The organism is Puniceicoccaceae bacterium (assembly GCA_040224245.1).
Lineage (GTDB): Bacteria > Verrucomicrobiota > Verrucomicrobiia > Opitutales > JAFGAQ01 > JAKSBQ01.
In genome coordinates this window covers 94,908-104,089 of record JBEGIR010000071.1, presented here as the reverse complement: position 1 = coordinate 104,089, position 9,182 = coordinate 94,908, and the positions used below count along the sequence as shown (strand labels likewise).

General features: G+C 54.0%; 9 protein-coding genes. 4 read left to right on the top strand and 5 right to left on the bottom strand.

Annotation, left to right across the window (positions count from 1 at the left end; all coding sequences use genetic code 11):
• Window positions 1–123 precede the first annotated feature (123 nt).
• The 4 genes from ABQ298_12065 to ABQ298_12050 all read right to left on the bottom strand — a co-directional run bounded on the left by ABQ298_12065 (window position 124) and on the right by ABQ298_12050 (window position 3,331).
• Entirely contained in the window at window positions 124–939 is an 816-nt protein-coding gene (locus tag ABQ298_12065; protein ID MEQ9825110.1) for a DUF432 domain-containing protein, read from the bottom strand.
• Window positions 940–943: 4 nt separating this feature from the next.
• On the bottom strand, window positions 944–1,978 hold the full coding sequence (locus ABQ298_12060; protein MEQ9825109.1) for a CorA family divalent cation transporter: 1,035 nt from the start codon (window positions 1,976–1,978) through the stop codon (window positions 944–946).
• 377 nt (window positions 1,979–2,355) lie between these two features.
• Window positions 2,356–2,532: a hypothetical protein gene (locus ABQ298_12055; protein ID MEQ9825108.1), complete on the bottom strand. Its 177-nt coding sequence runs from the start codon at window positions 2,530–2,532 to the stop codon at window positions 2,356–2,358.
• A 142-nt stretch (window positions 2,533–2,674) separates the two neighbouring features.
• Window positions 2,675–3,331 carry a DUF1080 domain-containing protein gene (locus ABQ298_12050; protein MEQ9825107.1) on the bottom strand — a complete coding sequence of 219 codons (657 nt, stop codon included), beginning with the start codon at window positions 3,329–3,331 and terminating at the stop codon, window positions 2,675–2,677.
• 444 nt (window positions 3,332–3,775) lie between these two features.
• On the opposite strand from ABQ298_12050, the gene ABQ298_12045 reads away from it, so the two are divergent.
• Window positions 3,776–3,961, top strand: a complete 186-nt coding sequence (locus tag ABQ298_12045; GenBank protein ID MEQ9825106.1) for a hypothetical protein — start codon at window positions 3,776–3,778, stop codon at window positions 3,959–3,961.
• 199 nt (window positions 3,962–4,160) lie between these two features.
• Here the strand turns inward: ABQ298_12045 and ABQ298_12040 are convergent, their stop codons facing one another.
• On the bottom strand, window positions 4,161–4,460 hold the full coding sequence (locus ABQ298_12040; protein MEQ9825105.1) for a PIN domain-containing protein: 300 nt from the start codon (window positions 4,458–4,460) through the stop codon (window positions 4,161–4,163).
• 1,065 nt (window positions 4,461–5,525) lie between these two features.
• Here ABQ298_12040 and ABQ298_12035 point away from each other — a divergent pair.
• Genes ABQ298_12035 through ABQ298_12025 form a run of 3 tightly spaced genes read left to right on the top strand, consistent with a single transcriptional unit; the run spans window position 5,526 to window position 9,053 of the window.
• On the top strand, window positions 5,526–6,659 hold the full coding sequence (locus ABQ298_12035) for a UDP-N-acetylglucosamine--LPS N-acetylglucosamine transferase (GenBank protein ID MEQ9825104.1): 1,134 nt from the start codon (window positions 5,526–5,528) through the stop codon (window positions 6,657–6,659).
• Window positions 6,640–7,443 carry a hypothetical protein gene (locus ABQ298_12030; GenBank protein MEQ9825103.1) on the top strand — a complete coding sequence of 268 codons (804 nt, stop codon included), beginning with the start codon at window positions 6,640–6,642 and terminating at the stop codon, window positions 7,441–7,443. The genes ABQ298_12035 and ABQ298_12030 overlap by 20 nt, the downstream gene beginning before the upstream one ends.
• 23 nt (window positions 7,444–7,466) lie before the next feature.
• On the top strand, window positions 7,467–9,053 hold the full coding sequence (locus ABQ298_12025) for a sigma-54 dependent transcriptional regulator (protein MEQ9825102.1): 1,587 nt from the start codon (window positions 7,467–7,469) through the stop codon (window positions 9,051–9,053).
• Window positions 9,054–9,182 lie beyond the last annotated feature (129 nt).

The window sequence follows — 9,182 nt, the reverse complement described above, 5'->3', positions numbered from 1 at the left end:
ATGTAAGCCCCGCAAGCATCCAGAGCAGTGGAAAGCAAATGACCGCAATGATGAGCGACTTCAGGATGCCCGAGGCGTGTGGATACTGGGCAAAAAACTCGGACAATTGGTTGAGGCTGGTGCTCATGATGCATTCTCCTTTCTCCACGGGAAGGACGCATGGGCGAAGGTTTGCCGTAGGAATCCCCGCTCAGGCTTCACCTCGGCCTTCCTTATCAGGTGTGGTTCGGTAGCGTCTTTGGGTGGAGCGGATGCATACTCCAGTTGGGTTTCCTTTCCATGTCCCCTGAAAATGGAGGTCACTTCATTGCTCCAGAGTCGCTGTTTTCCAGCCCATATGGACAGGTATCGGACGCGCAGACAGATGCGTTCGACCTGAAGCACTTCATTCGCGCGGTTTTTGATCTTGAACGGACAAATGATCTGATTTGCGATGACGCCCAGCTCTTCTTTTTCCCGGCGAATCATGCTTTTGTTGGCATAACACAACACACCACCATAGTTGTCCCCAAACCAGGTGTTTGAAAGGGTTTGGGAAGGAAATGCTGTAATCTCGGTTTTGCGCTTGGAATGGGAAAACCCGAGCTGAACAAAGGTTGGGATGTTGATGTAGAACTGTACTTCCGAGTCGGGGGGGAGTCCGAGCGGCGTGAGTGGACGCACCACCAGCGGACGGTCAGGCATTGCCGGTTGGATGTGAAGAGTCGGTCGAGGATTCTTGAAAGCCCAGCGCTCGTGGGATTGTGTGATGTCGACGGGTTCGTTGTGAACGTCGATGCTTGCGGCGGATCGTTCGCTGCTGTTTTCTTTGAAAATCAGCCAATCATTCTTGCAGCGTGAAGCGCAGAGTCGGATTGCGCCGACATCCCAAACCAGGGTTTGACCGGGTTCGAGGTCGAACGAAGTCCAAATGTCCTCAGGAGTGAGTTGCGGTTGCATCCTGTTAAAACCAGCGTTTTCGTTTGAAATAGACAAGGATGATCGCAGCGATTCCTAGCATTGTCGCCGTGAGCACGCTGAACGAGGCTGGGTGTTCTGCCATGGGTATACCCGCGAGATTGACCCCGAGCAATCCGGTGATCAGGGTCAGAGGAAGGAAGACGCAGGATACCACTGCAAGCAGGTAGAGTTTTTGGTTGAGCTGCTCGCTTTGCCGGGTATTGAGGTCTTCCTTGATCACCTGTGTGCGTTGCCAGCAGTAGTCAATGTCCTCGACGTGCCGGGTGTGAAACTCAACTTGTGTGCGGATGCGATTGTAGGTTCCGTCGTCGAGCCAATCGAGTTCAACATCGAGCAGTTTGCCAAACATGATGCGTTGCGGATGCAGGTAGCGCCGCAAGTCAATCAAGTCGGACTGAAGCTCCTGTAGCCCAGCCCCCAGGCCGTCGATTTCGTTGTTGAGCAGCTGTTGTTCGAGTTGGGAGAGTCTTTCTTCGAGCGTTTCCACATGATCGCCGATGCGTTCGACGATCCTGGCAATCACTTCAATGAGGAATTGACTGGCGTTGCGCACTCCATGCCCTTCAAGCAGATCCTGGTGAGTCGCCTGCATCGTCTGCACTCTCCGGCGGCGCAGGCTGATGATCTGATCCGGGGCAAGGTAGAGGCGAAGCGTAATGAGATCTTCCGGTTCCGCACCGCGGTTTGCGTTGATGCCACGCATGATGAGGATGAGGCGGTTTTCGTGTACCACTGCGCCAGGACGGGAATCATCGGAAAGCAGGTATGGCAGCAAGGACTCTTCGATACCACTTTTTTCACGCAGCCACCGGTTCGCCGTTGGGTGCTCGAAATGCAGGTGAAGCCAGATCAGTCCTTTTTGATTCCACCCCTCGCGCACGGCCTTCCAGTTGAGTTCACGCCCCGATCCGTTTCCATGGATTTCCCACGCAAAGACGAGTCCCTCGCTACCCGGAGCAAAGGTTGCTGGATCGGGCGTGGATGCTGTTGCGTCAGGGAGGATTTGGGGTGAATTCATGGGTATGTTTCTGGCAGAGACAATATGCGGCTGCATTGCGCGTTCGGCAGTCGCGGAAAGTGTTGGACATCATACTCATGGCATTCGGTAATTCAATATTGGAGTCTGGGTTTTCATGCATTGTCGAATTCACTGCGACAGTACTGCAATGGGCACAGGATCGGCAACTGCCGTTTGAACGTCTAGAGGTGTAGCTGCGCCTCTGTTATGGCATTTCACCTAATGCGCGATTTTTGGAGTTGTGCTTTTGCTGCTGGCAGCATGAGGGTGGGGAAGGTAAAGCAAAATGATCAGCTGTAGGTTGTTGTTGCAAGCCTCGCCCGCCAATGGCGGGCAAAAGCAAGCATCGAGACTGGATGATTCGGACTTTGCCCAAATCAGAAGCGGCCGTACATGCCAAGACCATGATAGGGTCCGCTCGGTCCATCCTCAAAGAAGGATTTGCTTCGAACACGCTCTCGCAGCCGTGAAGTCGGGCGGCGAGCTGTGGTTCGATTCTCAAACCTCAGTTTTTGCCTCAGTGTTTTTTCGTCGAATTCTTTCAGTATTTTCATGTGATGATATTGGTGTCTGGTCTACACGACGAAGAAGACAGTAATAAAATTGCATCAAAATAAAAATACGAATAAGATTTCGTAAAACACACTGGCAAAACTACACGTCGTTGTAGTGGCTTTGCACTTCTACTGTGCTCATTCAGGGTTGCAGAGGAACCAGACTTAGCTTTCGAATGGCAAGGGGTGTTCCTTCGGATTGAAATCCGACAAAACCTGAGCTGAGCGTCATGGACGAGGCCGAGTTTACTTTTTCACCATTGATCCAGACCTCGAGCGTGGTGCCTGCGTTGACGATTTTGCAATGGTTCCACTCCCCGGCTGGTTTTTCGATTTCGGGAATGGTTTTGGTGGCACTGGCGAAGCGTGCATCTCCGTTGACGAGGTAGGACTCACCCCGCACCGTGACTCCCGATCCTGTGTTGATCATGACAATGTCTCCGGCATTTCCGGCGCGAAGCTGCACTTCGATGCAGAGAGGCCAAACCTGATCCGGTCCGTTCATGTGCATCAATACACCGCTGTTTCCGGTTTCCCTGACCCAGCGCCATTCGAACTCAAGCTGATAGTGGTGATACACTTCCCGAGTGCGAATGTACCCGTACGGTTCGCCCCTGATGATGAGTGTGCCTTCACTGACCATGAAGGGCTGAATCGCATCATCACCATCGACATGGGTCAGCCACTGGGTACTCCAGCTGTCTGGCCATCCTTCCAGGGTTTGGGATGCCTGGACCGGAAGCACGGGGAGGGAGAGCATGAACACGGAGATTAGCAATCTGAATACTGGATTTTTCATGCAATCCATTATGGGCATTTTTTCCCGCTGCATCAATCGGGTTTCCAGCGTGGTATGGATAGAAGGGCATGCGGGGTGCGAGTTTGGCCGGGGGAACTACCGGAAAGACTTGCTTTGCGTGGGGAAGTGGTGAGGCGTTCGAGAATGCAGGTTCAAGAAAAAGGGATTTAACAAATGCACCTGCGGTGCCCACAGGACTTTGGTCCAGCCAAAGTCCCCTGTTTTCAGGGAAATGAAATTCCCATGCTGAGCCAACCTGAGCATTTCAACTTCGCCATCCGCCACGTGCAGCAACAAACCAGACACCTCCGTTTGCAGACTACCCAGATCTAAGTGCATCTGAGCCAGACCCGACTCAAAGAAGCTTACAGCAAATCCCATCCATCTGCGAAATAAGAAAAGTTGCGAAACTCAGGAAATTGATGTAATTTAAGCACCGAAAATATGAGCGATAAAGAAATGGTTTTAGAAGCTGTTGGAAGACTTCCTGAGACTGCAACATTGGATCAAATCCGTGATGAGCTTGAGCTTATTGCTGGAATCCAGCGTGGTTTGGAAGACTCCAAGGCGGGTCGAGTGAAAACGACTGAAGAAGTCAAAAAACTCGTTGAATCGTGGTGTACAAAGTAGTTTGGACCGACGAGGCCAAGGCAGATCTTGCCGAAATATGTGGCTATATCGTTCAAGATAACCCGGAGGCTGCAATCCGTTTTGGCAATGCACTTTTGGAACATGGAGATAAGGCAAATTCGAAGGGGTCAAACGCAAAATATAAAGATTACTAAATCTGATTAACCGAATCCTACCGTAAATAATCACCACGTCTGGGCTAGGAATGCCAGATCGTCAGGATCTGGCAAAGCGACAGCGCCGTAAAATCTACTTGTTCTCCGGGATCGAAGATTGCCAATAAGCTGGCAACGGTTGAAGGCGAAAACTTGAACTTTAGGCGCGCTTGAACTGCCCGGTATTCTGCGAGCATGGGCGAATTCCACACCAAGCGAATTTTCCCATCCATCGCCGCCGGCAGAATCTTGTCGCAGGTGCCCCCAGCAGTCAGTGCTGGGGAGATCAGGACTTTTGTATCGATGACCCAGACTGGGACAGGCATCAGCCAGGTTGTTTGCATTGAACTGAGTTGCGCTCTCCCCGGTAGGCAGCGATTTCTGAGTTGATTTCGTCCATCGATAGTGTGGAAGTTCCAGAGCGAGCCGCTTCCGCTTGAGCAGCATCCAAAGCACGGCCAAGCAATAAACGACGCAAGGCATCGAGATCGACTTCGTTGGCCCGACCGCTGGTGGGGATCAGGTAAGCGGCAGGGACACCGTTCTGTGTGATTACCTGCGGGCCATTTTGCGAACTTTGGCCATGGCCTTGCCCGGTTGCCTTGAGAGCTCTCGTGTTGAAATGAAGGAAACCATGTTTACAATGTCTGACATCAGTCAGCGCTTGTCTAGATTACTGAATATCGGCAGGCATTCGCCTGCTGATGTTATGGGATTCAGTTTTTGAACCATAATGGGTATAAAAAACTGTTGGGCCGCAGGCCCATCCTGTTCGGCGCAGTCGATCCAGTAGCGAAGGAACGATGTTTTGTGAATGACGTATGACTTTATCCTCTCCCTATCTGTGCCATCGGTGATTCTCACTTAGCGGATGAACCGCACGAGCAAGGAGTAAGAACGCGGTCAGGATGAAGGTAGCGGGAGCTTCCAGCTCGCGCCTTTATCACACATCTCCTTTTGTGAGACTCACCTTGGTGAGTCTGCATGGGGCCGAATTTGAACCACTCCAGAGCGCAGCGGCATTCAACCTCGACTTGTAGGGTGCGAAGCAAATTTCAGGATAGCACAGATCGTGAGAGAAGAAGCATCATCCAAAATCTGTGCCCATCTGTGGTTGTTTATCAGCGGTTTGTAACCGCAGGAGCCATTCGCCATCAGGCATTAGGCATCCGTGGTTCGATCTTTTTTTCGCGAGCTGGAAGCTCCCGCTACCTTACCCATCACCGATCACCCACTGCTCGCACCCAAGCCTGACATTGACAGGGCAACGTTTTCGTGTGATTGCATAGATTTTGGGTCGCACATTCGATCCTCCAAAACAGGACAGCATGTGGAGTCGGATTGGCTCCCCGTTTTTTATCAACGTGAGAGTACTCATCCTAACATCCAGCACTGGCACCGGTCACAACATGCGCGCACGCGCCTTCGAAGACTGGGCCCATACCCCCGAAGGTCGCAAGATGGGCCTTGAGATCAACATCCACCAGACGCTGGAGGGCACACACCCCATCTACAATATCGGGGTGGAAACTTACAACTGGATCCAGCGACTGGCGCCGCGCATGCATCACGTCTACTGGAATTTTCTCGAGCAGGTGAAACTGCTGGGGGCCGCCAAGCGCATCTTTGGTCGCAAGAATTTTGAGGAAACACTCGAACTCTACCAGCCGCAGGTGTTGATCAGTACCCACCCGCACCTCAATCACGGGTTTTTCGAATTGGCAAAAAAGACGCTGGGTCCCGACAAGGTTACCTGCATTACCTACTGTGGTGAATTGTATGGAAGCTACGGGTTCAGCCGACAGTGGGTCAACCCGGACTGTGATCTTTTCATCGGGGCTGTCGAGGAAACCTGCGAGGCCGCAAAAGCACTTGGCATGAAGGATGAGAAGAACTGGGTCGGCGGATTCATGCTCAAGCCATCGTTCTACGACTCCATGATGAGCGAGGAACAGAAGGTGCAGTTCATTCGTGACGAACTGAAAATGGATCCGGACAAATTCATCCTCGTGCTGGGGACAGGTGCGAATGGTGCCAACAACCACCTGGACAAGCTTGAATTCATATACAGTCAGGGCATTCGTCCCCAGGTCGTCGCACTCTGCGCGCGAAACAACCTCGTCTACGATTCCATCAACCTTTGGGATCGCCGTCATCCTTCCATGCGCGTGAAACCCCTGCGCTACACCGACAAAATGGCGGAGCTGCTGCAGTGTGCATCGGCGGTGGTGGCTCGACCTGGAACAGGGCTGACCAGTGAGGCGATTTTCCTGGGCTGTCCCATTATTTCCAATGGCATTGGCGGATTAATGCCTCAGGAAATCATCACAGTTCGATACTGCAAAAAACACAACCTTGGTCGTTCGATCAAACGTGCGGGAGACCTGCCGATCATCATCAAGCAGTGGATGGATAACCCTGGAGAACTGCGCGAGATTCGGGAGAATCTGTTTCGGGTGCGCCCCAAGTGCAACCCGCTCGATGTGATCGCAAAGGTGGTTGAGACTGCGAGGGCGCATCAGCATGGAAACCCTGACCTGTGAGCGTGGGCGGGTGCAGTGTCTGCTGTATCCGTGGATCCTGTTCAGTCTGATGCAGGAGGATTCCTTTCCCGGAAGCCTCATGGGAACACCGTTGCCGGAGGTCGGGCGCAGCATTACCTGCAGCGTGGCGGGTTGTGACATCGCGGTGATCCGCCAGACCGGAGGTGCTGGAGTGCGCTTGCTCGATCTTCGTTCACAGTCACTGCCTGCCGACTCCATCGGATTTGCCTTTCGTTCACAGTCCGAGGCACTGGGTTTTTTTGAGAACAACCGCTTCCCGCTGCGAAGCCTTCGAGGACTGTCTCACGTTCCCGCGTGGTTCAGGTTCATCCGCAACCTGCTCGCCCTGAAACAACGCATGAGCACTCAGGCCTGGCAGCATGCGCAACCGCAGGAATTGTTGGCCAAGACCCTGCTCACGCTGCGTGCTGCTGTGGCAGGACTCAATGGGTTGAGGGAGGTGGATGATTTCAGCCGTGGGCTGATGGATCATCTGCCCGATGGCCGGATTTCTCTCTTCATCGGTGGAGTAGAAGCAAACCTTGGGTGCATCACCGTGCAAGAGGGGCGTCTCAGCTGGGTGAGCGATGGCAGTGCGGTTGGGGGACGTTCGGTGGACTTTCGCTTTGCAAACCTCGAGGTCGCCTGGAAATCGGTTGCAAATCTTGCTGACAACCTCGCAGCTGTGGGTAAAGGTGAGATTCAATTGCGGGGATACATTCCGTTGGCCGATGGTTTCAATCATCTGCTGGACCGCCTGCAAATGTATGTCTCGACATCGTGAAATTGTGCTGGAGAACCTGAGCTATGGCAAACGACAAGACCATCCTGGTCATTGATGATGACAGTGAAATCCGCTACTCCCTGAAGCGTGTGCTTGAGCCGCGCGGCTATGAGGTGCAGCTCGCTGGAAGCGGGGAGGAGGGTGTTGAACGCGCATCCGAGCTTCAGCCCGCAGTGATCTTTTCCGACAACCGGATGCAGGGCATCAGCGGTATCGAGGCGCTGCAGCACATTCGCAATGCTTCGCCGGATTCGATGGTCATCATCATGACGGCCTATGGCACCACTCAGACGGCGATCGAGGCGATGAAGTTTGGCGCCTTCGATTACATCGTAAAGCCGTTTGAGCTGAAGAAGGTGCTCAATCTGACCACCAAGGCGTTTGATGCCTGGGCGCAGCTGCACACCGAGTCGGAACCGTCCCTGCCCGGCATCGACTCCCGTGACTACGAGGAGGGCATGGTAGGCTCCAGCGATGTGATGCGCGATGTGTTTAAGCTGATCGGTCAGGTCGCACCCAGTGATGCGACTGTCATGATCACCGGGGAGAGCGGCACCGGCAAGGAGCTGGTAGCCCGCTGCATTTACCGTCACAGCCTTCGCTCGGAGGGTCCCTTTGTGGCGGTCAATTGTGCCGCGATTCCGGAGAATCTGATTGAGAGTGAGCTGTTTGGCCACGAGAAGGGCTCCTTTACCGGGGCCACCCACCTGAAAAAGGGGAAATTCGAACTTGCTGATCGTGGCACCATCTTTCTCGACGAGCTGGGCGACATGACGCTCTCCACGCAGACCAAGGTTCTCCGCGTCCTCCAGGAGGGAGAGCTGCAGCGCGTTGGTGGCAATGAAACGATCAAGGTCAATGTTCGTCTCGTCGCCGCGACCAATAAAAACCTGGAGCAGATAGTGAAGGATAAGGAGTTTCGTGAGGACCTCTACTACCGGCTCAATGTGTTTCGCCTGCGACTGCCTGCCCTGCGGGAGCGCACCGACGACATCCCGCTCATTGCCAATTTCCTGCTTCAGAAGCTGGCCAACAAGTCCGGCAGCAAGCCCAAACGCCTGTCGCAGGAGTCGCTTCGGCTCTTGATGACTCACGATTGGCCGGGCAATGTGCGCGAGCTTGAAAACATGATCCATCACAGCGCGGTGCTGGCACAGGGTGATGTCATCCTGCCGGGTGATTTCCCTGCAGAGCTGCGGCAGCGCAGTTCATCACGCACCAGCCCGGCAACCCCACCCAGTCCCGAAACGCAAGCACTCGACTCTCCATCGCAGATACCCGAAATCGCGGAATCTGAGGCCGAGCCAGAGAGTCCGGAGCCGGAATGGGGTGCACAACCTCAGCGCGCCGATGTGCTGCCAACTGCCCCGGCAGCGGCCAATACCTGGATCGGCGGTGGCATGAATCGCGAGGAATCCTTTGACCACATTTACAAGTTGCTGCGCAAGGAGAACCATCGTGCGCTGCTGGTTGCCATGGAGAAGGAAATGATCCTTCGCACCCTCAAGGAGACCAAGGGCAATCAGCTCAAGGCCTCTGAGGTGCTCGGCATCAGTCGCTCCACTCTGCGCAAGCGCATTGAGGAGTTTTCCATCGAGACCAAAGGCTGATCGCGGCACGGGCAGGGTGCTGTGTTTTGCATCGCGCCAGCCGATCCCCCGAAGCACTCCAGGTGGGAGTGATCGGGACACGACCGGCTCCGTTCTGCCCCATTCGGTCTGCGGAAGTGGGGCAGCGTG

Bases quoted from the DNA above. Each gene is read 5' to 3' on its own strand.
- ABQ298_12065 (MEQ9825110.1), bottom strand. From the start codon at position 939: ATGCAACCGCAACTCACTCCTGAGGACATTTGGACTTCGTTCGACCTC.
- ABQ298_12060 (MEQ9825109.1), bottom strand. From the start codon at position 1,978: ATGAATTCACCCCAAATCCTCCCTGACGCAACAGCATCCACGCCCGAT.
- ABQ298_12055 (MEQ9825108.1), bottom strand. From the start codon at position 2,532: ATGAAAATACTGAAAGAATTCGACGAAAAAACACTGAGGCAAAAACTG.
- ABQ298_12050 (MEQ9825107.1), bottom strand. From the start codon at position 3,331: ATGAAAAATCCAGTATTCAGATTGCTAATCTCCGTGTTCATGCTCTCC.
- ABQ298_12045 (MEQ9825106.1), top strand. From the start codon at position 3,776: ATGAGCGATAAAGAAATGGTTTTAGAAGCTGTTGGAAGACTTCCTGAG.
- ABQ298_12040 (MEQ9825105.1), bottom strand. From the start codon at position 4,460: ATGCAAACAACCTGGCTGATGCCTGTCCCAGTCTGGGTCATCGATACA.
- ABQ298_12035 (MEQ9825104.1), top strand. From the start codon at position 5,526: ATGCGCGCACGCGCCTTCGAAGACTGGGCCCATACCCCCGAAGGTCGC.
- ABQ298_12030 (MEQ9825103.1), top strand. From the start codon at position 6,640: ATGGAAACCCTGACCTGTGAGCGTGGGCGGGTGCAGTGTCTGCTGTAT.
- ABQ298_12025 (MEQ9825102.1), top strand. From the start codon at position 7,467: ATGGCAAACGACAAGACCATCCTGGTCATTGATGATGACAGTGAAATC.